Annotated in this window: 22 protein-coding genes; 8 read left to right on the forward strand and 14 right to left on the reverse strand. The window is 68.7% G+C overall.

Annotation, left to right across the window (positions count from 1 at the left end; translation table 11 throughout):
* Positions 1–6 precede the first annotated feature (6 nt).
* Together hutG and PY257_RS15035 are read left to right on the forward strand one after the other, a co-directional pair.
* Complete coding sequence (gene hutG, locus PY257_RS15030) at positions 7–825, forward strand: N-formylglutamate deformylase (RefSeq protein WP_275743288.1); 819 nt, start codon at positions 7–9, stop codon at positions 823–825.
* A gap of 21 nt (positions 826–846) precedes the next feature.
* Positions 847–2,238 (forward strand): FAD-binding oxidoreductase, encoded by a 1,392-nt coding sequence (locus PY257_RS15035; protein WP_419095725.1) that lies wholly within the window; start codon positions 847–849, stop codon positions 2,236–2,238.
* Between the two features lie 2 nt (positions 2,239–2,240).
* On the opposite strand, the gene PY257_RS15040 is transcribed toward PY257_RS15035, so the two are convergent.
* The 6 genes from PY257_RS15040 to PY257_RS15065 form a co-directional block, all read right to left on the reverse strand.
* Positions 2,241–2,429 carry a hypothetical protein gene (locus tag PY257_RS15040; protein WP_275743290.1) on the reverse strand — a complete coding sequence of 63 codons (189 nt, stop codon included), beginning with the start codon at positions 2,427–2,429 and terminating at the stop codon, positions 2,241–2,243.
* Between the two features lie 48 nt (positions 2,430–2,477).
* On the reverse strand, positions 2,478–2,675 hold the full coding sequence (locus PY257_RS15045; protein ID WP_275743292.1) for a hypothetical protein: 198 nt from the start codon (positions 2,673–2,675) through the stop codon (positions 2,478–2,480).
* A 164-nt stretch (positions 2,676–2,839) separates the two neighbouring features.
* Positions 2,840–5,428, reverse strand: coding sequence for a chemotaxis protein CheW (locus PY257_RS15050; RefSeq protein WP_275743294.1), 2,589 nt, complete (start codon positions 5,426–5,428; stop codon positions 2,840–2,842).
* A gap of 89 nt (positions 5,429–5,517) precedes the next feature.
* Positions 5,518–6,378, reverse strand: coding sequence for an archaetidylserine decarboxylase (gene asd / locus PY257_RS15055; protein WP_275743296.1), 861 nt, complete (start codon positions 6,376–6,378; stop codon positions 5,518–5,520).
* Between the two features lie 276 nt (positions 6,379–6,654).
* The gene (locus PY257_RS15060; protein WP_275743298.1) at positions 6,655–7,074 is read right to left on the reverse strand and encodes an RNA-binding S4 domain-containing protein; all 420 of its coding nucleotides are present in this window, start codon (positions 7,072–7,074) and stop codon (positions 6,655–6,657) included.
* Positions 7,075–7,191: 117 nt separating this feature from the next.
* Positions 7,192–8,094, reverse strand: coding sequence for an AEC family transporter (locus PY257_RS15065; protein WP_275743300.1), 903 nt, complete (start codon positions 8,092–8,094; stop codon positions 7,192–7,194).
* 375 nt (positions 8,095–8,469) lie between these two features.
* Between PY257_RS15065 and PY257_RS15070 the strand changes: the two genes are divergently transcribed.
* Positions 8,470–9,444, forward strand: coding sequence for a tripartite tricarboxylate transporter substrate binding protein BugE (locus PY257_RS15070; RefSeq protein WP_275743302.1), 975 nt, complete (start codon positions 8,470–8,472; stop codon positions 9,442–9,444).
* Positions 9,445–9,529: 85 nt separating this feature from the next.
* On the forward strand, positions 9,530–10,423 hold the full coding sequence (xerD, locus tag PY257_RS15075) for a site-specific tyrosine recombinase XerD (RefSeq protein WP_275743304.1): 894 nt from the start codon (positions 9,530–9,532) through the stop codon (positions 10,421–10,423).
* 313 nt (positions 10,424–10,736) lie between these two features.
* Here the strand turns inward: xerD and PY257_RS15080 are convergent, their stop codons facing one another.
* From PY257_RS15080 to PY257_RS15090, 3 genes are all read right to left on the reverse strand, one after another.
* Complete coding sequence (locus PY257_RS15080; RefSeq protein WP_275743306.1) at positions 10,737–12,008, reverse strand: EAL and HDOD domain-containing protein; 1,272 nt, start codon at positions 12,006–12,008, stop codon at positions 10,737–10,739.
* Between the two features lie 112 nt (positions 12,009–12,120).
* Positions 12,121–13,389 carry an EAL and HDOD domain-containing protein gene (locus PY257_RS15085; RefSeq protein WP_275743308.1) on the reverse strand — a complete coding sequence of 423 codons (1,269 nt, stop codon included), beginning with the start codon at positions 13,387–13,389 and terminating at the stop codon, positions 12,121–12,123.
* Positions 13,390–13,485: 96 nt separating this feature from the next.
* Positions 13,486–14,289, reverse strand: coding sequence for a ferritin-like domain-containing protein (locus PY257_RS15090; protein ID WP_275743310.1), 804 nt, complete (start codon positions 14,287–14,289; stop codon positions 13,486–13,488).
* Positions 14,290–14,324: 35 nt separating this feature from the next.
* Here PY257_RS15090 and PY257_RS15095 point away from each other — a divergent pair, with 35 nt between their 5' ends.
* Positions 14,325–14,849: a gamma carbonic anhydrase family protein gene (locus PY257_RS15095; protein WP_275743312.1), complete on the forward strand. Its 525-nt coding sequence runs from the start codon at positions 14,325–14,327 to the stop codon at positions 14,847–14,849.
* Between the two features lie 88 nt (positions 14,850–14,937).
* Positions 14,938–15,915: an Hsp33 family molecular chaperone HslO gene (gene hslO / locus PY257_RS15100; protein ID WP_275743314.1), complete on the forward strand. Its 978-nt coding sequence runs from the start codon at positions 14,938–14,940 to the stop codon at positions 15,913–15,915.
* Positions 15,916–16,002: 87 nt separating this feature from the next.
* On the opposite strand, the gene ftsB is transcribed toward hslO, so the two are convergent.
* The 5 genes from ftsB to PY257_RS15125 form a co-directional block, all read right to left on the reverse strand.
* Complete coding sequence (ftsB, locus tag PY257_RS15105; RefSeq protein ID WP_275743316.1) at positions 16,003–16,278, reverse strand: cell division protein FtsB; 276 nt, start codon at positions 16,276–16,278, stop codon at positions 16,003–16,005.
* Positions 16,279–16,311: 33 nt separating this feature from the next.
* The gene (gene eno / locus PY257_RS15110; RefSeq protein WP_275743318.1) at positions 16,312–17,595 is read right to left on the reverse strand and encodes a phosphopyruvate hydratase; all 1,284 of its coding nucleotides are present in this window, start codon (positions 17,593–17,595) and stop codon (positions 16,312–16,314) included.
* 112 nt (positions 17,596–17,707) lie between these two features.
* On the reverse strand, positions 17,708–17,998 hold the full coding sequence (locus PY257_RS15115; protein ID WP_275743320.1) for a DUF1330 domain-containing protein: 291 nt from the start codon (positions 17,996–17,998) through the stop codon (positions 17,708–17,710).
* Positions 17,999–18,005: 7 nt separating this feature from the next.
* The gene (kdsA, locus tag PY257_RS15120; RefSeq protein ID WP_275743322.1) at positions 18,006–18,863 is read right to left on the reverse strand and encodes a 3-deoxy-8-phosphooctulonate synthase; all 858 of its coding nucleotides are present in this window, start codon (positions 18,861–18,863) and stop codon (positions 18,006–18,008) included.
* A gap of 2 nt (positions 18,864–18,865) precedes the next feature.
* Positions 18,866–20,554: a CTP synthase gene (locus PY257_RS15125; RefSeq protein WP_275743324.1), complete on the reverse strand. Its 1,689-nt coding sequence runs from the start codon at positions 20,552–20,554 to the stop codon at positions 18,866–18,868.
* 124 nt (positions 20,555–20,678) lie between these two features.
* Here PY257_RS15125 and coaBC point away from each other — a divergent pair, with 124 nt between their 5' ends.
* Together coaBC and dut are read left to right on the forward strand one after the other, a co-directional pair.
* Positions 20,679–21,896 carry a bifunctional phosphopantothenoylcysteine decarboxylase/phosphopantothenate--cysteine ligase CoaBC gene (gene coaBC, locus PY257_RS15130; protein ID WP_275743326.1) on the forward strand — a complete coding sequence of 406 codons (1,218 nt, stop codon included), beginning with the start codon at positions 20,679–20,681 and terminating at the stop codon, positions 21,894–21,896.
* Between the two features lie 8 nt (positions 21,897–21,904).
* Positions 21,905–22,351 (forward strand): dUTP diphosphatase, encoded by a 447-nt coding sequence (gene dut / locus PY257_RS15135; RefSeq protein WP_275743328.1) that lies wholly within the window; start codon positions 21,905–21,907, stop codon positions 22,349–22,351.
* Positions 22,352–22,357 lie beyond the last annotated feature (6 nt).

Consider the following 22,357-nt stretch of genomic DNA (forward strand, 5'->3'; position numbering starts at 1 on the left):
CGCACCATGACCGCCTTCCAGACCGCCGAGCCGCCGTTCCTCTTCCACCAGGGCACCCGGCCGCTGCTGGTTTCCATTCCGCACATGGGCACCCATATACCGCCCGCGCTGGCCGCGCGCTTCACGCCCGCGGGCCGGCTCGTGGCAGACACCGACTGGCACCTCGACCTGCTCTATGCCTTCGCCGTGGATATGGGGGCCTCCGTGCTGCGCGCCACGCATTCGCGCTACGTGATAGACATCAACCGCCCGCCCGACGGCGCCAGCCTGTACCCGGGTCGCAGCGTCACCGGCCTGTGCCCCGTGGACACCTTTCTGTACGAGCCGATCTACGCCGACGCGGCGGACCAGCCCGGCGAGGCCGAGATCGCCGCGCGCCGCGCCGCCATCTGGCAGCCCTACCACGACAAGCTGGCCGCCGAACTCGCGCGCATCCGCGCAGCCCACGGCGTGGCCATGCTGTGGGACGCGCATTCCATCCATCCCGTACTGCCGCGCTTTTTCGACGGCCGCCTGCCCGACCTGAACCTCGGCACCGCCCAGGGCACGAGCTGTGCACCGGGCCTGGGCGAGCGGCTGCTTGCGCTGGCGCAGGCCGAGCCGGGCTATACCTCGGTGCTCAACGGCCGCTTCACGGGCGGCTACATCACCCGGCACCATGGCCGGCCCGCCAGCGGCATTCACGTCGTGCAGTTGGAGATGGCCTGGAGCTGCTACATGCAGCTCGAAGCGCCCTTCGCCTACCTGCCGGAAACCGCCGCGCGCGTGCAGCCGCTGCTGCGGCGCATGCTGGGCGCGATGCTGGAGTTCGCTCAAGCGCAATAGACATGCAATAGGCCGCGCGCCGTGGACCGCTTTCTGCTCGATCTGTACCAGGCCCTGGGCCCCGATGCGGTGGCGTTGGGCGAGGCCGTGCCCGCCGCGTTTTGCACCGACTGGAGCGGCGCGCCGCCCGTGCGCCCGCGCGCGCTGCTGCGCCCGCGCAGCACGCGCGAAGTGGCCGCCGCGCTGCGCATCTGCCATGCGCACCGCGTGCCCGTGGTGCCGCAAGGCGGGCGTACCGGCCTGGCCGGCGGTGCCGTGCCGCGCGCCGATGCGCTGGCGTTCTCGCTCGACCGCATGGACGCCATCGAAGCGGTGGACGCCGCTGCCGCCACGCTGACCGCGCAGGCCGGCGCCACGCTGCAAGCGGTGCAGCAGGCCGCCGAGGGCGCGGGCCTGCGCTTCGGCGTGGACCTGGGCGCGCGCGGCACCTGCCAGATCGGCGGCAACATCGCCACCAACGCGGGCGGAAACGGCGTGGTGCAGTTCGGCATGATGCGCGAGCAGGTGCTGGGCCTGGAGGTGGTACTGGCGGACGGCACAGTGCTGCCCATGCTGCGGCCCATGCTGAAGAACAACACCGGCTACGACCTCAAGCAGTTCTTCATCGGCGCCGAGGGCACGCTGGGCGTCGTCACGCGCGCCGTGCTGCGGCTGCGGCCCGCGCCGCAAGAATTGCGCACGGCCCTCGTGGCGCTGCCTGACTATCCCGCTGCCGTCGCCCTGCTGCAGCGCTTGCAGGCTGCGTTTCCCGGCGCGCTGGCGGCGTTCGAGCTGATGTGGGCGGATTTCTTCACCACCTCGCTCGCGTGGCTGAACCAGCCTTCGCCACTCGCGCTGGAGCATCCGCTCGCGGTGCTCGTGGATGTGGCGGGCGGCGATGCGGCGGCGCTCGATGCGGGGCTGCAGGCCGTGCTGGAACAGGCGATGGAGCAGGGCGTGGCGGCCGACGCGGTGATCGCCCAGTCGCAGGCGCAGGCCCGGTCGCTCTGGCGCATCCGCGAGGCGCCGACGCAGTTCCCCGCCCGCATGGAGCCGGTCAACTTCGACGTCAGCCTGCCGCTGGCGGACATCGGCGGCTTTGCCGAGCGCTGCGTGCAGGCCCTTGCGCAGCGCTGGCCGGGCCACCGCACGCTGCGCTTCGGCCACCTGGGCGACGGCAACCTGCACTTGACCACGGACGCGCGCTCGCTGCCCGGCCTGGCGTGCGTCGAGGCCGCGCACGCGGTGGAAGGGATCGTCTATGCGCTGGTGGAGGAGATGGGCGGCAGCGTGTCCGCCGAGCACGGCATCGGCACGCACAAGAAACCCTGGCTGGACGCGAGCCGCACACCGCAGGAGGTGCAGGCGATGCGCGCCATCAAGCGCGCGCTCGACCCGCTGGGGCTGATGAACCCCGGCAAGATATTCGACTGATCCTAGAAACGGCAGTTGGATGCGCCTGCCGGTGCCGTGATCGGGGTGCCAGGCAAGGCGCGACGACGCGGCGGGCTCATGCCCGCAAGGAGGAGCAACGCCGCATGGCGCGCCGAGCGCGGTGCTGGCAGGTGCATAGCGCCCTCACCCACGAGGTGAACGTCATCGAAGCCGTCAACGCTCGATTTCATGCGGCCTGGCAAGGGATACGAAGCGGTCAACTGCCGTTTCTAGGCTGATTACCACTCGCCGACTTCGCGCACGCGCTGGGCCAGGTCGAGCGGGTCGCTCGCCGCCGCCTGTTGCTGCGGCCGTTGCGCAGGCTGCTGGCGCTGGGGCGCCGGCGCCCTGCGCGGCAGCAGGGCGCGCCACCACGGCTGGCCGGCGGCGGGGCGGGCTGGGGGAGCGTGCGGGGCGGTGATGGTGGTCGAACGCATGGTGGCTTCCTTCCGGGCGACGGCCATGCTGGCCTGGGTGGAGGATCTGGGTGGAGGGTGAGTGCCAGTCTAGAAGAATGCTGTATCAACAGAGGTGACCAAAAGCACATCCGTGGCGAAAACGCACATGCGGCGTGCGTCACACGCCTGTCGCACTGCCGTGCTCATGCCTGCAGCGCTGCGTGCACCGCATCTTCACCGGGCGCGGGAGCCTTGCCATCGATGAGCCAGTCGAACAGGCGCTGCGCGTCCACCACCTGGATCAGCAGCTCGCCGCCGTTGGCCTTGACCATGCCCGAGGTGAACATCGACTGGCCCTGCAGCACCAGCGGCGTGTGCGCGATCTGGCTGGCGTCGAACTTGGGCACGGCATGCAGCTCGTCCACCAGCAGGCCCAGCGTGTACGCGCCCTGGCGCACCACCATGACCTGGCTGCCCGGCGTGGGCGGCGTGGCGCGCTTGCCGAGCAGTTGCACGAGGTCGAACACCCACATGAAGCGCTGCTGCATGTCCGTGCGCTGCACGCCCAGGATGCCGATGCGCCCGCCGCCGCCCAGCGGCGTGAGCCGCACGTCGGAGAACGGCACGGCCTCCAGCACGTGCTCCGCCGCCAGCGCGTAGAGCCCGTCGTTGCAGATGAAGGTGGCGAACTCCTGCGCGTCGGGCGCGGTGTCGCCCTGGTCGATGGCCGGCACGGCGCCGCGCACCAGCGCGCCCTGGTAGCGCTGCTCGCCGAAGAACTGGTAGACCACGGCCACCACGTCTTCCTTGTAGCCATCGGAGGTCTTGAACTCGCGGTAGCCGCTGGACGCGGTGCAGGCCACCACGGCGTACTGGCCGTCGTGGATGGTGATGCGCGACGCGCTTTGTCCGCTGGGCAGGGCCAGCAGGGCCGGGTCGATCGTCAGCGTGCCGCCCTCGGGGTGGCGCTCGTCGGTGGAGGAGAGGATGCGCCCCTGTCGGGTCACGTACAGCGCCTGGCTGTTGGCCTTGCCGGCCAGACCCGCGCGCAGCATGTTGCGGAACTCCGGCTCCGCGTCGAACACGATGCCGATGCCGCCCACCGCCGTGTTGCTGCTCAGGGCGCGGATGGCCGCGTGGTAGACGTAGGTGCTGCGCCCATCGTAGAGCGCGGTGGGCGCGAAGGGCGTCACGCAGTAGTCCTGGCTCGTGCCCAGCGCCAGCACGCGCGCCAGCGTGTCGGGCTCCACCTGCCGGCCCAGGGCCGCGCTGCCGTCGCCGCAGGCGTCGGGCCCGGTGATGGCCAGGATGCGTCCATGGCGGTCGTAGACGAAGAGCCGGGTATAGACGGTGTAGAGGCCGTTGATGTAGAGCAGGATCTCGCCGAAGCGCGCCAGGGTCTCGGGCGAGGGGGTGTCCTGGGCCAGGCCCTGGCGCAGTTCGGGCGTCAGCGCCCACCAGCGGCAGTCGTCGGCGCGTTCGTACAGGTTGCGGTCGAGCAGGTCGACCATGAGATGCGAGGTGAATTCCGCGTCGCGCATGCTGGAGGCCAGCACGGTCTGGTACAGGTCGTGGATGGATTGCGCGAACAGCTCGTTGCTGCGCCCGCCGGTCTCGCTGATCTGTTCGAGCACGGTCTTGAGTTTCTGCATGTCGCCCTGCTGGCCGGCCGTCATGACCTGACCGTTCCAGACGATGCGCTGGATGGTCTTGGCCGCCTGCATGATGTCGTACAGCGGCGGGCAGAAGGTCTCGGCATGCGACAGCAGCCCCTGCGCCACGGCGGGGTCCAGGCCGCTGAGCAGGTCGGCCAGCGCGGTGCGGAACGCCACGTCCACCGGGATCATCGCCTGCCCCATCCAGCCCGGAGGCCCAGGATAGCCCTGGTAGCCGGCGGACGCATAGGTGCTGACGAGGTATTCGCGCCCGCAGAAGCGCATCAGGCGCGACTCGGTGTGCAGGTTCACCGGCACCCGGGCGCCGGGCGGGATCCACAGCGGATCGGCGCTGGCGATCACGCGGCCGTCTCCCGAGAGCAGCAGCATGTTGGAGCGCAGGTCATCGTCGCCGTGCGATTCGAAGATGCCCTGCATCTCCTGCTCGAAGCCGAAGCACAGGCACAGCACGCCGATGACGGCGCCCGTGTCGGGGTGGTGCATGCGGCGCGAGTACACCAGCGCGCGCTCCTTGGCGGGGCGCAGGTCGGTGTGGCGGAAGGTCTCCACGTAGTTGTCGCTGGCCAGCGTCTCGGCCACCAGCGGATCGCTGCTGTGTTCCAGCGGAGTGGCCGGGTCGATCTGCACCAGCACGTTGCCCGCGGTGTCGAGCAGGATGATTTCGTCGTAGACCGTGTACTTGTCGCGGTATTCGCGCAGGCGGGCGCGGGCGATGTTGCCGTCCTCGGTCGGTTGCGCCACGAAGTGGCACAGCTCGCGGTCGGTGGCCAGGAAGCCCACGTCGGCGGTGCGCTCGTAGAGGTTGCGCACCACGATGTCGATGACGTACTTCGCCTTGGTGCCGATGCCGGCCATGACGGTGCGCACCTTCTCCTCCACCAGGCTCTTGACCAGCTCCTTTTCGAGCTTGGAAAAGCCGCTGCGCGTGGCCGCCATCGTGGGCAGGATGGTCTTGGCTTCCTGCGGGCAGTTCATCTTGGCCGAGGACTCGATGAGGCGCCACATGAGGTTCAGTTCCTTGAGGGACTGCTCGCACAGCGTCACGTCGCGCATGAAAGGCAGGAACACGTCGATGGGCAGCGGTTCCTGCAGGGATGCTGGTTCCCGGATTTGCATGGCAATTCCCAAAGTGTTTCGGGATGCAAAAGCAAGTAACGGGCCCGTACGCGCCCAGTGCGCGGGTACGGGCAACGCGGGTCGGCGGTTCAGCCTGCGGGGGATCTGCTGGCCATGCGCTCGCCCAGGCGTACAGGGCGCTGCGCGGCCCAGCCCGGGGCGAAGGCCAGCGGTACGGGTGGCAGCAGCGCCACCACGGTGGAGCCGAGCAGGAAGCGGCCCATTTCCTCGCCCTGGCGCAGCCGCACGTCCTGGCCGGCGCCGTCGTAGCGCCATTCGCGTGGGTGGCCTGGGCGCGGCGGGTTGACCACGCCGTGCCATGCGGTGGCCATGCTGCCCACGATGGTCGCGCCGACGAGCACCAGCACCAGCGGGCCGTGGGCGGTGTCGAATTCACACACCACGCGCTCGTTGCGCGCGAACAGGCCCGGTATGTAGCGGGCCGTGGCCGGATTGACCGAGAACAGCTCGCCCGGCACGTACACCATGCGCAGCAGCCGCCCGTCGCAGGGCATGTGGATGCGGTGGTAGTCGCGTGGACTGAGGTAGATGGTGGCGAAGTGGCCGCCGGCGAAGCGCGCGGCCAGCGCGGCGTCGCCGCCCACGAGCGCAGTGGCGCTGTAGTGGTGGCCCTTGGCCTGGAAGATCTGGCCGCCTTCGACGGGCCCGATCTGGCTCACCGCCCCGTCCACCGGGCAGACCCAGTCGGCCTGCGCCAGCGGGCGGGCGCCGGGGCGCAGCGCGCGGGTGAAGAAGTCGTTGAACGTGGGGTAGGCCGCGATGTCGGGCTCGGCGGCCTCGGCCATGTCCACGCCGTAGCGGCGCACGAAGCGGCGGATGATGGCCGTGGTGGCCCCGCCGCCGCGCCACGATGCCACGCACCCCGCGAAGATGGTGAGCGCCTGTTTCGGCACGAGGTATTGCAGGAGAACGGTCAGGCGTTCGGACACGGGCGGGGCTGAAGGCGCAGGAGGGGAGGGTGGCCGATTCTATCGGTGCGTCCCGGCGCCCTGGCGTGGCCGCGAAGCGCCTGGCGAGCGCATATGGACGGGCGTTTTTCTTCGTTGCCGCAGCCACAACCGCAGCGCAACGTGCCGAACGCAGGAGCCACCATGGAGCGCAGCGTCCGCACGCGCGGCGCACCGCGCCAGTGTCTCTCTGGCGCAGCCCGCCATCTTGCGATGCGCGGGCTGTTTTTTGGGCCGGGCATGCCGTGCGCGCCGGCGCTATTCGTCGAGCGATGCGCTCCAGCGGTTGTTCCAGTCGCGCGCCGTGCGCTCCATGCCGCGGCGGTCGCGCTTGGTGGGCCGTCCGGTGGCCAGCGTCAGGGCCGGCTCGGGCGCCAGCCGCCGCTGTTCGGCCAGGCGCTCGCGCCGGGCGATGCTGTCCGGCGTCTCTTCGTACAACTGCTGGGCCACGGGCGCAGGGCTGCGCGTGGCGCTGAGCGCATGCACGACGACCGTGCGCACCACGGGGCCCTGGCGCAGCGTCACGCTGTCGCCGGGGCGCAGCTCGCGTGCCGCCTTGGCCGGCTGGCCGTTGACCTCCACGCGGCCCCGGCCGACTTCCTCCACCGCGATGGCGCGGGTCTTGAAAAATCGCGCGCACCACAGCCATTTGTCGAGCCGCATGCCGGCGGTTTGCATAGATGCCTCCATGCCGTGCATTGTGCCGGGCCGGCGCATGCATGGGATCTTAGGAGTGAAATAGGCCTCTGGCGCTTTATATACAAGCTGTTGTAGCTATCAAAAATGTAGCATCCGTCAGCGCAGACCGAGCGCGAACGGCAGGCTGGCAATGCCCAGGATGGTGGACAGCGTGACCAGTCCTGCCACGTAAGGCCCGTTGTAGCCCATGCGCGCGGCCAGCACGTAGCAGGTCGATGCCGTGGGCAGTGCCGCGAACGCCAGTAGTACCGTGGCCTGCCCCGCATCCAAAGCGAACAGCCGCGCCAGGCCCCAGGCGACGAGCGGCAGGGCGCAGTGGCGGATGGCCAGCAGCGCCGCAGACAGCGGGCGGCTGCGCGACAGTTGGCCGAGTTGCAGGCCCGCGCCTGCCGACATGAGCCCCAGCGCCAGTGCCGCCGTGTCGATGCGCGCGGTGGTGGGCTCCAGCCAGCCGGGAATGCGCAGCCCGGCCAGGTTGGCCAGCAGGCCCGAGGCGGTGGCGATGATCAGTGGATTGCGCAGCAACTCGCGCACGAAGCCGCGCTGGCCGTGGCGGGCCATCGGCCAGACCGCCGCCACGTTGGCCAGTGGTACGCCCACGCCGATCAGTATGGCGATCAGTTGCAGCCCGCGCGGACCCGCCAGCCGCTCGGCCAGCGCCAGCGCGATGAAGGAGTTGAAGCGAAACGCCACCTGCGCGGCGGCAGCGTGGTCGCGCCGATCCACATGGCGCCCCAGCCAGGGCAGGCGAACAATGCCATATGCCAGAGCGATGCCCGCCAGGACCGTCAGCACGCCCGCGCAGATCAGGCCCGATGCCTCGCCCAGGGCCAGCGGGCTGCGCACGATGGAACTGAACAGCAGCACCGGGAACATGAAGAAATACACCAGGCTTTCGACCTGCTGCCAGACGCTCCGGTTCAGCGGCGTGAAGCGGCAGAGCAGGTAGCCGCAAAGGATGAGCGAGAAATCGGGTAGCAGCAGGAGGGTGTAATTCACTCGCAGAAGAATATCAGCATGCTGAGATGGAACACTCCCCCAGGCTTGCCCACTGCGTGTGGCCACCAACCCCCCGCCGGGGGCGATACCAGCGGCCCGGCAAAGCCGGTTGCGCGGTATCCCTGGCATTGGGCTGCGCCAGTTTCATGCGTCGCGGGTGGCGCGCGAGCGCCATGGATAACTGAAAAGCGTATTTTTTCTGAACCTGTCAATGAACGGGAGGCTGAAAAAGCAGAAGCGGAGGCCGAAAAGCTTGCAGCAGGCTGACGCATGGGGCCATGACCTGCGGGTTAACCCGCAATTTTCGGGATGACGCCAGTAGCCCTGGGCATGGCCTGCCCTTACCATGGACTTTTGCGAAAAGTAGGAGTCGACATGCAACGCCGTTCCTGGTTTGCCATTGCCGCTGTCGCGGCCGCCTGCGCCGCTGCCAGCCCCGCCTGGGCGCAGAGTTATCCGAACAAGCCCATCCGTCTGGTCGTGCCGTTCGCGCCCGGCGGCACCACCGACATCGTCGCGCGCGTCATCGCCGACCCGCTGGGCAAGGCGCTGGGCCAGACCGTAGTGGTGGAGAACAAGTCCGGCGGCGGCGGCGTGGTGGGGGCCGCCGACATCATGCGCGCGCCGCCCGACGGCTACGCGCTTGGCGTGGCCACCGTATCCACCACAGCGGCCAACCCGGCGATCAACCCCAAGATCCCGTACGACCCGGTGGCGGACTTCACTCCCATCATCAACATCGCGGCTACCCCCAACATCATCGCGGTGCACCCGAGCTTCCCGGCCAAGAACTACCAGGAGTTCATCGCCGCAGTGAAGAAGGCCCCGGGCAAATACTCGTTCGCATCCTCGGGCACGGGTGGCATCGGCCACTTGCAGATGGAGCTCTACAAGAGCCTGACCGAAACCTTCATCACCCACATTCCGTACCGCGGCGCGGGCCCGGCGCTCAACGACGTGGTGTCCGGCCAGGTGCCGATCATGTTCGACAACCTGCCCTCGGCGCTGCCCTTCATCCAGCAGGGCCGCCTGGTGCCCATCGTGGTGGCGGCGCCGCAGCGCCTGGCCGTGCTGCCCAACGTGCCCACCTTCAAGGAGGTAGGCCTGGAGCCCGTGAACCGCATGGCCTACTACGGCCTGCTCGGGCCCAAGGGCCTGCCGAAGGACGTGGTGGACAAGATCAGCGCCGGCGTGAAGAAGGCACTCGAAGACCCCGCGGTGCGCAAGCGCATAGTGGACACGGGCTCACTCATCGTGGCCAACACGCCCGAGGAGTTCGCCGAGCAGATCAAGGCCGAGTTCGCCGTCTACAAGCAGGTGGTAGCCAAGCAGAAGCTCGTGCTTGAATGAGCCGCCGCGGGCAAAACCGCAACACCCGCATGCAGATAGGGCCGCCCGGCGCACGGGGGGCCTTTTCTTTTGTTATCGTTACGGGATGTTTCCCGAGCGCCTGTCCAGCATCGACGATTTCCTTGACGCGCTGTGGCTCGAGGACGGACTCTCGCGCAACACGCTCGCCGCCTACCGCCGCGACCTGACCCTGTACGCCCAGTGGCTCGATGGCCAGGGCCTGCAGATCGACCAGACTGCCGAGCACCACCTGCAGGGCTACTTCGCAGCCCGCCACGGCGCCACGCGCGCCACCACGGCCAACCGGCGGCTCACGGTGTTCAAGCGCTATTTCCACTGGGCGCTGCGCGAGCGGCGCGTGCAGGTCGACCCCACGCTCAAGCTGCAGGCCGCCAAGCGCCCGCTGCGCGTGCCCAAGACACTGACGCAGGCGCAGGTCGTGGCGCTGCTGGAGGCGGCGGACGTGGACACGCCGCTGGGCCTGCGCGACCGCGCCATGCTGGAGCTGATGTATGCCAGCGGCCTGCGGGTGACGGAGCTGGTCACGCTCAAGACCTTCCACGTCGGCCTCAACGAAGGCGTGCTGCGCGTCACCGGCAAGGGCGACAAGGAGCGGCTGGTGCCGTTCGGCGAAGTGGCGCGCCTGTGGCTCGAGCGCTACCTGGCAGCGTCGCGCCAGGCCATCCTCGGCGGGCAGCAGACCGACGACCTGTTCGTGACGGCGCGCGGCAAGGGCATGTCGCGCGTCATGTTCTGGATGATCGTCAAGAAGCAGGCCGCCGCCGCAGGCATCCATGCGCCGCTGTCGCCGCACACGTTGCGGCATGCCTTCGCGACGCACCTGCTCAACCACGGCGCCGACCTGCGCGCCGTGCAGATGCTGCTGGGCCACGCCGACATCTCCACCACCACCATCTACACCCACGTGGCGCGCGAGCGGCTCAAGGCATTGCACGCCGAGCACCACCCGCGCGGCTGAACGCGCGCGCCGGCCTCGTTGCCGCGCGCTCAGTGCCCCTTGGCCTTGGGCCACTTTTCCGGCGGGCTACTGCCCGCAAGGAGGAGCAACGCCGCATGGCGCGCCGAGCGCGGTGCTGGCAGGTGCATAGCGCTCTCACCCACGAGGCGAACGCCATCGAAGCCGGCAACGCTCGATTTCCTGCGGCCTGGCAAGGGATACAAAGCGGTCAACTGCCGTTTCCAGGTTGACACTGCCGGCCTGTGCGGAATCCCCGGTCAGGCCGCGCAACCGGCTCGCGCGACAGGGGTGCGGCCCCCGGACTGTCGCGGGGCTACTCGCTGCCCAGCGTCTCGGCCCAGGCCAGCGCCTGCAGGTGCGCCCAGTTGACCTGGCGGTTGGAGAGCTGCAGCGCATCGGCGTTGCGCGCGAAGGCTGTGTCGTCGCCCACTTCGCAGGCGATGGTCAATTCCAGGAAGGGCGCGAAAACGCCGCTCTTGTGAAGCAGTGCGTCATTGACCTGCTGCGGCAGGGCCAGCGATGCCAGCGCCTTGTCCATGGGCACGCCGAGCATGGAGTCGAGCAGCGAGAATACGCCTACCACGAAGGCGTTGTCGCAGTCCTCGGGCGGCAGCAGTTCGGCGGCCAGCAGTTCCATCAGCCGGCCCCGCACCACGGCGGTCGTGCCCACGATGGGCGGGGCGCCGCCGTTGCGCGAGGTGGTCAGCAGCAGCGCGGCCCAGCGAAACAGCTTCTTGAGCCCCAGGATCATCACCGCGTGGCGGAACGAGGTGATCTCGCAGCTCAGCCCGAAGCCCGCCGAGTTGATGAAGCGCAGCAGGGAAAACGAGAGCGTCGGGTCGCGCTTGAGAACTTCCTCGATCTCCATCGTGCTGGCCTGTTTGCGCACGAGGTTGATGAGCTGGATGATCGTGGCTTGCGAGGGGCGGATGGTTTGCGCCTTCACCAGCGTGGGGCGGGCGAACCAGTAGCCCTGGAACAGCTTGACGCCCAGCCCGCGCATGAGGTTGAACTGCTCCTCGGTCTCGATTTTCTCGGCCACCATTTCGGCCTGGGTGTTGCCGCGCGCGAAGCGCACCAGCGCCTCGGCCATCTCGGGCTTGAAGGCCGGCATCTCCAGCTTGATGAAGGCCGCCAGCGGCAGCCAGGACACGTAGCTGCGCCGCAGCACCTGCTGGTTGAACGCCAGGCGGAAGCCGCGCTGGCGCAGGCCGTCGAGCACGCTGACGCGCGCCTCGATGTCCTCTGGCGTGGCGCCGTCGGCCAGCGTGGGCACTTCCAGCACCACCTTTTCGGGATGGATCAGCTCCAGATGGCCGCCGGCCAGGCTTTCGTGGGTGCAGTTGATGAACACCGACTTCGAGCCGACGATGGCCTCGGTGCCGGCGTAGGACAGGGCGTTGAAGAGCAGCGCCGCATCGCTGGCCGCGGTGTGGGCGTGGTGGGCGATGGAGCGGTCGAACAGTTCGTAGCCGTAGACCGCCCGTTCCCCGTCGACGATGGCCTGCCGCGCGATGACGGCGGTGTTGCCGTCATCGGGCGTCGAATGGTCAGTCAGATCGGCGGGTTGTGTGGCGGTAGACATGGCGGGCAGAGCCTGGAAGGGGTTGGGTTCATTCTAGGCGGCGCGGCGGCTGGCCGCTACCTCCATTGATCCATCCAGGGCGACCGGGCCGGCGGGAAGCTTGAGTGAAGCATCAAGCCAGCAACTGCTCCGTCCAGGCCAGCGCCTGCAGGTGGGCCCAATTGATTTGCTGGTTGCTGAGCTTGAGCGCCGCCGCGGCCCGCGTGAAGGTGGCGTCGTCGCCGGTTTCGCAGGCGATGGTGAGTTCCAGGAACGGTGCGTAGATGCCCTTGCGGCGCAGCAGGGCGTCTTCCACCAGGGGCGGCAGCGCCAGCAGCGCGACCGCCTTGTCCATCGGCATGCCGAGCATCACGTCGAGCAGCGAGAAGATGCCGACGACGAAGGCGTTGTCGGCTTCTTCCTGCGGCATGACCTCGGCGGTGAGCAGCTCCATCAGCCGCCCGCGCACCACGGCCATGCTGCCGACCGCGGGCGGCGTGCCGTTGGCGCGCGAGGCGGTCAGCAGCAGCGCGGCCCAGCGGAACAGCTTCTTGAGCCCCAGGATCATCACGGCCTGGCGAAACGAGGTGATCTCGTGCGCGAAGCCGAAGCCCGAGGAGTTGATGAGCCGCATGAGGTTGAACGCAAGGCCCGCGTCCTTCTTGAGCACCTCTTCGATCTCCGCCGTGCCGGCCTGCTTGCGCACCAGATTGATGAGCTGGATGGTATAGGCCTGCGAAGGGCTGACGAGCTTGGTCTCCACCACCGAGGGCTTGGAGAACCAGTAGCCCTGGAAGAGCTGCACGCCCATGCTGGACACCAGGTCGTACTGCTCGGCGGTCTCGACCTTCTCGGCGATCAGCTCGGCCTCGGTGTGCGCCTGTGCGTAGCGGATCAGGGGCGCGAGCTGCTCGGGCTTGATCTGCAGCAGATCGAGCTTCACGTAGTCGGCCAGCGGCAGCCATGACAGGTAGGCGCGGTGCAGCACCGTGTGGTTGAAGGCGATCTGAAAGCCGCGTGCGCGCAGCTCGGCCAGGGTGGTGACGCGGTTTTCGATCTCCTCGGGCGTGGCCGGCTCCACCGGGGGGATTTCGAGCACCACCTTCTCGGGGTTGATCAACTCCAGGTGGCCGCCCGCCAGGCTGTTGAGCGTGCAGTTCACGAAGATCAGCATGCGCCCGATCAGGTCTTCGGTGCCCGCGTGCGACAGGGCGTTGAACACCAGCGACACATCGCTGGCCGCGGTATGGCCACCCGGGGATTTCGATCGGTTGAACAGCTCGTAGCCGATCACGACGTGCTGCGCGTTCATGATGGCCTGGCGGGCGATCATGGCGACGGGCTCCTTGCCGGCATCGTTGGGGTGTACCGGCGCGGGCCCGGGAACGGGAGTGCTCGTCATGGTGGGTAGGGCCTCGTGTCAAAAAAGCAAGTAGCGTCATTCTAAGAACGTCGCAATGATCGGGGCGGCGGAATGTCGAGTTTCGGTGTCCCTCGGCTACCCGTTCGCCAGCCAGTCCAGCTCCGCATCCGAGAAACCCGCGGCGCGGCGGGCCTGGGTGTTGAAGGGCGGCCTGGGGCGCGGCGCCTCGTAGGCGCGCACCAGGACTGCGTAGTGTTCCACCGGGTCCAGCCCGTCGCGCGCGCAGAGCCAGCGGTACCAGCGGTTGCCGATGGCCACGTGGCCCACTTCCTCGGCGAGGATGGTGTCGAGGATGGCCACGGCGCGCAGCGCGTCGGGCGTGCCCACGCGCCTGAGCTTGTCCTGGATCGGCGGCGTGGCGTCGAGGCCGCGCGCCTCCAGCGTGCGCGGCACCAGCGCCATGCGCGCCACGACGTCGTGGCGCGTCTTCTCGCACATGCTCCACAGGCCCTGGTGGGCGGGAAAGTCGCCGTAGTCGCGGCCCATTGCGCGCAGGTGCTCGCGCAGCAGCGTGAAGTGGCGCGCTTCCTCGCCGGCCACGCGCAGCCAGTCGAGGTAGAACGCCACCGGCATGCCGTCGAAGCGCCACACGGCGTCGAGGGCGAGGTTGATGGCGTTGAACTCGATGTGCGCGATGGCATGGACCAGCGCCGCGCGCCCCGCGCCGGTGAAGGGTGAGCGGCGCGGCACCGCGGTGTGGTCGAGCAACACGGGCCGGGCCGGTCGGCCGGGCAGGGCGTGCGGATCGGCGGGCTCCGCAGGGCCTTGCTCTGCTATCGAAAAGGTAGCTGCTGCCGCAAGCATATCGAGCGCCTGGGCCGCTTTTTGTGCGGGATCGGCCAGGCGCAAGACCTGCAGGGCATGGTGGCGTAGCTCCATCCCTACAATTCTAGTTTTGTCACTTGGAGCAAGACATGGCGGTGTATGAACTCGATGACGTGGCCCCGCAGGTGGCCGGATCGGCCTGGGTGGCCGAGAGCGCGCAGGTGGTGGGCCAGGTAACGCTGGGTGAGGATGCCAGCGTCTGGTTCGGCAGCGTGGTGCGCGGCGACACAGACAGCATCACCATCGGCGCGGGCAGCAACATCCAGGACGCCAGCGTGCTGCACGCCGACCACGGCAAGCCGCTCGTCATCGGCGAGCGCGTCACCGTGGGCCATCAGGTGATGCTGCACGGCTGCACCATCGGCGATGAATCGCTGATCGGCATCGGCGCCATCGTGCTCAACGGCGCCAGGATAGGCCGCAACTGCCTGGTGGGCGCGGGCTCGCTGGTGACCGAGGGCAAGGAATTTCCCGACGGCTCCATGATCCTCGGCAGCCCCGCGAAGGTGGTGCGCCAGCTCACGCCCGAGCAGATCGAGGGTCTGCGCCAGAGCGCGCGCCATTACGTCGAGAACGCCCGGCGCTTCAAGGCCGGGCTGCACCGTGTGGCCTGACCCGCCGGCTGGAGCCCCGCCGCGCCCCCCCAATCGCGCCCCCCAATCGCGGCCATTAATCGCGGCCATTGTTTCCAGGAGTCCCCGGGTGTCAGAACTCCATAAATTCATCTTCGACGGCCTGCCCGTGCGCGGCGCCATCGTGCGGCTCACCGGCGCGTGGGCCGAGATACTGAACCGCCGCGCCGCCAACACCGCCACCGGCGCCTACCCCGAGCCCGTGGCCCGCCTGCTCGGCGAAATGGCCGCCGCGGGCGTGCTGATGCAGGCCAATATCCAGTTCAACGGCGCGCTGGTGCTGCAGATCTACGGCGACGGGCCGGTCAAGCTCGCCGTGGTCGAGGTGCAGTCCGACCTGTCGCTGCGTGCCACGGCCACGCTGGCGGGCGGCGTGGCGCCGGACGCGGGGCTGGCCGACCTGGTCAACACCGGCAACGGCGGGCGCTGCGCCATCACGCTCGACCCGAAGGAGCGGCGGCCGGGCCAGCAGCCCTACCAGGGCGTGGTGCCGCTGCACGGCGACCAGCGCGAAAAGCTCGGCCGCATCAGCGAAGTGCTGGAGCACTACATGCTGCAGAGCGAACAGCTCGACACCACGCTGGTGCTGGCCGCCAGCGGCGAGGTGGCCGCGGGCCTGCTGATCCAGCGCATGCCGGTGCAGGGCGAGGGCAACCTGGCGGGCCGCGCCAACGAGGACGACATCGGCAGCAGCGAGGACTACAACCGCATCGCCACGCTGGCCAGGAGCCTCACGCCCGAGGAACTGCTGGCGCTGGACGTGGACACCATCCTGCACCGCCTGTTCTGGGAGGAGAAGCTCATGCGCTTCGTGCCGCGGCAGGGGCTGTCTGGCCCGCATTTCGCCTGCGCCTGCAGCCGCGAGCGCGTGGCGCGCATGATCCGCGGCCTGGGCCTGGAAGAGGCCGAGTCGATCATCGCCGAGCGCGGCGACATCGAGGTGGGCTGCGAGTTCTGCGGCGCGCAGTACCGCTTCGACGCGGTGGATGCGGCGCAGATCTTCACCGAGCCCGGCAAGCAGCCGCCCGCCAGCGCGGCGGTGCAGTGAGGGGCGGGCGCTGCAAGCCATATTGGCCTCCAGCGCCCGTACTGATTGCGGTGGCAGCTATCAAAAGATGAGCGTGTAAGAGGCGGCTCAAGGGGCGACCTGCACGTAGATCTCGCCCTGTTTGACCATGCCGAGTTCGCTGCGCGCCTTTTCCTCGACCGTGTCCAGCCCTTCCTTGAGGTCGCTGACCTCGGAGGCCAGCCGCTCGTTGGCCTGCTGCGCCTGCGCGTTGGCGGCCTTCTGCCGGGCGAGCTGGTGGCGCATCTGCGCCACTTCGGGCAGGCCGCCGCGCCCGAACCAGAGCTGGGTATGCACTGCCACCAGCAGGATGAGCAGCACGACGGGGATGAGGCGCGAGCCCATGCGCGGCAGCGGCGGCAACGCGGAACGCGGCGGTCAACGCAGGTTGTAGAACGCGCTGCGGCCCGGGTAGTACGCCACGTCGCCCAGGTCTTCCTCGATGCGCAGGAGCTGGTTGTACTTGGCCATGCGGTCGCTGCGGCTCAAGGAGCCGGTCTTGATCTGCCCGGCGTTGGTGCCCACGGCGATGTCGGCGATCGTGCTGTCCTCCGTCTCGCCGCTGCGGTGGCTGATGACCGCCGTGTAGCCCGCGCGCTTGGCCATCTCGATGGCGGCGAAGGTCTCGCTCAGCGTGCCGATCTGGTTGATCTTGATGAGGATCGAGTTGCCGATGTGCCGGTCGATGCCTTCCTGGAGGATCCTGGTGTTGGTGACGAACAGGTCGTCGCCCACCAACTGCACCTTCTTGCCCAGGCGCTCGGTGAGCAGCTTCCAGCCGTCCCAGTCGCCCTCGGCCATGCCGTCCTCGATGCTGATGATGGGGTACTTGTCGACCCAGCTCGCCAGCACGTTGGTCCATTCCTCGGCGTTCAGCACCAGGCCTTCGCCTGCGAGGTGGTACTTGCCTTCTTTGTAGAACTCGCTGGCCGCGCAGTCCAGGCCCAGCACGATCTGCTCGCCGGCGGTGTAGCCGGCTTTCTCGATGGCTTCGAGGATGAGCTGGATCGCCGCCTCGTGGCTGGCCACGCTGGGGGCGAAGCCGCCTTCGTCGCCCACCGCGGTGCTCATGCCGCGGTCGTTGATGATCTTCTTGAGCGCATGGAACACCTCGGCGCCGTAGCGCACGGCCTCGCGAAAGCTCGGCGCGCCCACCGGGATGATCATGAACTCCTGCAGGTCCAGGCTGTTGTTGGCGTGCGCGCCGCCGTTGATGACGTTCATCATCGGCACCGGCAGTTGCATGCCGCCCATGCCGCCGAAGTAGCGGTACAGCGGCAGGCCCGATTCCTCGGCGGCGGCGCGCGCCACGGCCATGGAGACGGCCAGCATCGCGTTGGCGCCCAGGCGCGACTTGTTGTCGGTGCCGTCGAGGTCGATCAGCGTCTTGTCGAGGAAGGCCTGTTCGGCGGCGTCGAGGCCCAGCACGGCCTCGGAAATCTCGGTGTTGATGTGCTCCACGGCCTTGAGCACGCCCTTGCCGCCGTAGCGGCCCATGTCGCCGTCGCGCAGCTCGATGGCTTCGCGGCTGCCGGTGGAGGCGCCCGAGGGCACGGCGGCGCGGCCCATCACGCCCGATTCGAGCAGCACGTCGCATTCGACGGTGGGGTTGCCGCGGCTGTCCAGCACTTCGCGGCCTACGATGTCAACGATGGCACTCATGGTTTTCCTTTGGGGAGTTTTGGATTCTTGGCCGCGCCGGTTTTTCAAGCCAAATCGGCATCCGGCGCTTTATATACCTGCGATGGCAGCTATTAATTCAGGAGCAAAAAGCTCAGCTACCTTCCACGCACACCAAGCGCATGATGGCCGCGCCCTCGCGCGCGGCTTTCGCCTTCTGGTATTCGGGCGTGTCGTAGAACGCGCGGGCGGCATCGAAGGAGGGGAACTTCAGCACCACCAGGCGGCCCGGGTGCCAGTCGCCTTCCAGCACCTCGACCTTGCCGCCGCGGATGCACACCTCGGCGCCATGCACGCGCATGGCCTCGGTGCTCCATTTGCGGTACTCCTCGTACTGCGCGGGGTTGGTGACGGTGACGCTGGCGATGACGTATCCGCTGCTCATGGTTGTTTCAGGCTCCAAAGTTGTTTTCGAGGAATCCGTTTTTCTTGGTGATGGCGTCGATCGCCACCAGCGTCTCCAGCAGCGCTTTCATGTGCCTGAGCGGCACGGCGTTGGGGCCGTCGGAGAGAGCGTGCGCCGGGTCCGGGTGGGTTTCCATGAACAGGCCGGCCACGCCCACGGCCACGGCCGCGCGCGCCAGCACCGGCACCATTTCGCGCTGGCCGCCGCTGCTGCTGCCCTGGCCGCCGGGCAACTGCACGCTGTGGGTGGCGTCGAACACCACGGGCGCGCCGGTCTCGCGCATGATGGCCAGGCTGCGCATGTCGCTCACCAGGTTGTTGTAGCCGAAGCTCGCGCCGCGCTCGCAGGCCATGAAGCGGTCTTCCGACAGGCCGGCCTCGCGCGCGGCGGCGCGGGCCTTGTCGATCACGTTTTTCATGTCGTGCGGCGCCAGGAACTGGCCCTTCTTGATGTTGACCGGCAGGCCCGACTGCGCCACGGCGCGGATGAAGTCGGTCTGCCGGCACAGGAAGGCGGGGGTTTGCAGCACGTCCACGACCTCGGCGACGGCGGGGATATCCGCCTCGGTGTGCACGTCGGTGAGCACGGGCACGCCGAGCTGCTTCCTCACCTTGGCCAGCACTTCGAGGCCCTTTTCCATGCCTGGGCCGCGGAAGCTCGCGCCGCTGGAACGGTTGGCCTTGTCGTAGCTGCTCTTGAAGATGAAGGGAATGCCGAGCGCCCCCGTCATTTCCTTGAGCTGGCCGGCGACATCTAGCTGCAGTTGCTCGGACTCGACCACGCACGGGCCGGCGATCAGGAAGAACGGGCGGTCCAGGCCGATGTCGAATCCGCAGAGCTTCATGGTCATCCCACGGCCTTCAGGCTGGCTGGCGCCGGGGCCGTCGCCGGCTGCTGGTGCTGGTGCGCCAGTGCCGCGGCGATGAAGGCGTTGAACAGCGGGTGCCCGGCCCAGGGCGTGGACTTGAACTCGGGGTGGAACTGCACGCCGATGAACCAGGGGTGGGCGCTCTGCGGCAGCTCGACGATCTCGGTCAACTGCTCGCGCTGCGTCAGCGCGGAGATCACCAGACCCGCCTCGCGCAGCCGCTCCAGGTAGTTGACGTTGGCTTCGTAGCGGTGGCGGTGGCGCTCGGTCACCACGTCGCCGTAGATGCTGTGCGCCAGCGTGCCGGGGGCCACGTTGGAGCTTTGCGAGCCCAGGCGCATGGTGCCGCCGAGGTCGGAGTGCTCGTCGCGGGTCTGGATGCTGCCGTCGGCGTCCTTCCACTCGGTGATGAGGGCGATCACGGGGTGGGGCGTGGCGGGCTCGAACTCGGTGCTGTTGGCATCGGCCAGCCCGGCCATGTGGCGCGCGAATTCGATGGTGGCGACCTGCATGCCCAGGCAGATGCCGAGGTAGGGAATCCTGCCTTCGCGGGCGTAGCGGGCGGCGCAGATCTTGCCTTCGATGCCGCGCTTGCCGAAGCCGCCCGGCACCAGCACCGCGTCGTACTGTCCGAGCTGCGCCACCGTGTCGGGCGTGATGGTTTCGGAATCGACGTATTCGATCTGCACGCGCACGTGGTTCTTCATGCCCGCGTGGCGCAGCGCCTCGTTGAGCGACTTGTAGCTGTCCGACAGGTCGATGTACTTGCCCACCATGGCGATGGTCACGGTGCCTTGCGGGTGCTCGATCTCGAACACCAGATCGTCCCAGCGCCCGAGGTTGGCCGGCGGCGTGTTCAGGCGCAGCTTGTCGCAGATCAGGCCGTCGAGGCCCTGCTCGTGCAGCATGCGCGGCACCTTGTAGATGGTGTCCACGTCCCACATGCTGATCACGCCCCACTCGGGTACGTTGGTGAACAGGCTGATCTTGGCGCGCTCGTCCTCGGGGATGCGGCGGTCGGCGCGGCAGAGCAGGGCGTCGGGCTGGATGCCGATCTCGCGCAGCTTCTGCACCGTGTGCTGGGTGGGCTTGGTCTTGAGTTCGCCCGCAGCGGCGATCCACGGCACGTAGGTCAGGTGCACGAAGGCGGTGTTGTTGGGCCCCAGCCGCAGGCTGAGCTGGCGCACGGCCTCGAGGAAGGGCAGCGACTCGATGTCGCCCACGGTGCCGCCGATCTCGACGATGGCCACGTCCACCGCCTCGGGCGTATCGAAGCCGGCGCCGCGCTTGATGTAGTCCTGTATCTCGTTGGTGACGTGCGGGATCACCTGCACCGTCTTGCCGAGGTAGTCGCCGCGGCGCTCCTTCTCCAGCACGCTCTGGTAGATGCGGCCGGTGGTGAAGTTGTTGGAGCGGCCCATGCGCGTTTCGACGAAGCGCTCGTAGTGGCCCAGATCGAGGTCGGTCTCGGCGCCGTCGTCGGTGACGAACACCTCGCCGTGCTGGAAGGGCGACATGGTGCCCGGGTCCACGTTGATGTACGGATCGAGCTTGATGAGCGTGACCTTCAGGCCCCGCGATTCGAGGATCGCGGCAAGGGAGGCTGAGGCGATTCCCTTGCCCAGGGAGGACACCACACCGCCGGTGACGAAGACGAATTTGGTCATGTCGGGACGGGAGGCAAGCCTCCCGGGAGGTGGTAAAGCGAGATTATAAAGGTGGCCCCCGCAGCCCCTCCCGCGGCCCGGGTGCGTCTCTGCTACATTGCCCGCTCCACGACGACTCTGCCCCATGGAACTCACCGGAAAACACATCCTCCTCGGCCTGAGCGGGGGCGTCGCGTGCTACAAGGCCGCCGAGCTCTGCCGCGTCCTGGTCAAGGAAGGCGCCACCGTGCAGGTGGTGATGACCGAGGCCGCCGCCCAATTCATCACGCCCGTGACCATGCAGGCGCTGTCGGGCCGGCCGGTCTACGGCTCGCAGTGGGACGCGCGCATGCCCGACAACATGCCGCACATCCACCTGGGGCGCGAGGCCGACGCCATCGTCGTCGCCCCGTGCAGCGCCGACTTCATCGCCCGGCTCGCCCAGGGCCGCGCCGACGAACTGCTGAGCCTGTTGTGCCTGGCGCGGCCCGCCCAGCGCGTGCCGCTGCTGCTGGCGCCTGCGATGAACCGCGAGATGTGGGCGCACCCGGCCACGCAGCGCAACCTGGCCCAGGTGCGGGCCGACGGCGCCCGGGTGCCGGGCGTGGGCACGGGCGACCAAGCCTGCGGTGAAACGGGCGATGGGCGCATGCTGGAGCCCCACGAGATCGTGGAAGAGCTCATCGCCGCCTTCCAGCCCCAGCGCCTGGCGGGCCGGCGCGTGCTGGTGACCGCCGGGCCGACCTTCGAGGCCATCGACCCGATCCGCGGCGTGACCAATCATTCGTCCGGCAAGATGGGCTTCGCCGTGGCGCGCGCGGCGCGCGAGGCGGGGGCGGACGTCGTGCTGGTCGCCGGCCCGGTGCACCTGCCCACGCCGCGCGGCGTGCGGCGCATCGACGTGCAGTCTGCCCGGCAGATGCTGGCCGCCTGCGAGGCCGAGGCGGACGACGCCGACATTTTCGTCGCCACCGCCGCGGTGGCCGACTGGCGGCCCGCCGCGCCCAGCGACCACAAGATCAAGAAGGACGGCTCGGGCCGCGCGCCGGTGCTGGCCTTCACCGAAAACCCCGACATCCTGCTGGCGCTGGCGCAAGGCGCGCGGGCGCGCAGCGGCGCGCTGTTCTGCGTGGGCTTCGCGGCGGAAAGCCACGACCTGGCCGCCCACGCCCAGGCCAAACGCGCGCGCAAGGGCATCCCGCTGCTGGTGGGCAACATCGGGCCGCTGACCTTCGGACAGGACGACAACGAGATGATGCTCGTCGATGCGCAGGGCGTGCAGCCGCTGCCGCGCGCGCCCAAGCTCGTTCTTGCTCGTCAATTGATAGCAGAGATCGCCCGCCGAATGGGCGCTGGAGGCTAGTTTTCCCCATGAAAATCGACGTCAAGATCATCGACCCTCGTATCGCGGAGCAACTGCCCGCTTATGCCACTCCCGGCAGCGCCGGGCTGGACCTGCGCGCCTGCCTCGACGCGCCGCTGACGCTCGCGCCCAACGCCTGGCAACTCGTGCCCACGGGCATCGCCATCTACCTGCGCGATCCGGGCTACGCGGCGCTGATCCTGCCGCGCTCGGGACTGGGCCACAAGCACGGCATCGTGCTGGGCAACCTGGTGGGGCTGATCGACAGCGACTACCAGGGCCAGCTCATGGTGAGCGCCTGGAACCGCAGCGATGTGGCCTTCACCATCGCGCCGATGGAGCGCATCGCGCAGCTCGTCATCGTGCCGGTGGTGCAGGCGCGGTTCAACGTGGTGCAGGAGTTCCCGGCCTCGGAGCGCGGCGAGGGCGGCTACGGCTCCACCGGGCGGGCGTGAGCGCGT

Origin of the sequence: Curvibacter soli, from assembly GCF_029211125.1 — a bacterium.
GTDB classification, from domain to species: Bacteria; Pseudomonadota; Gammaproteobacteria; order Burkholderiales; family Burkholderiaceae_C; genus Curvibacter_A; species Curvibacter_A soli.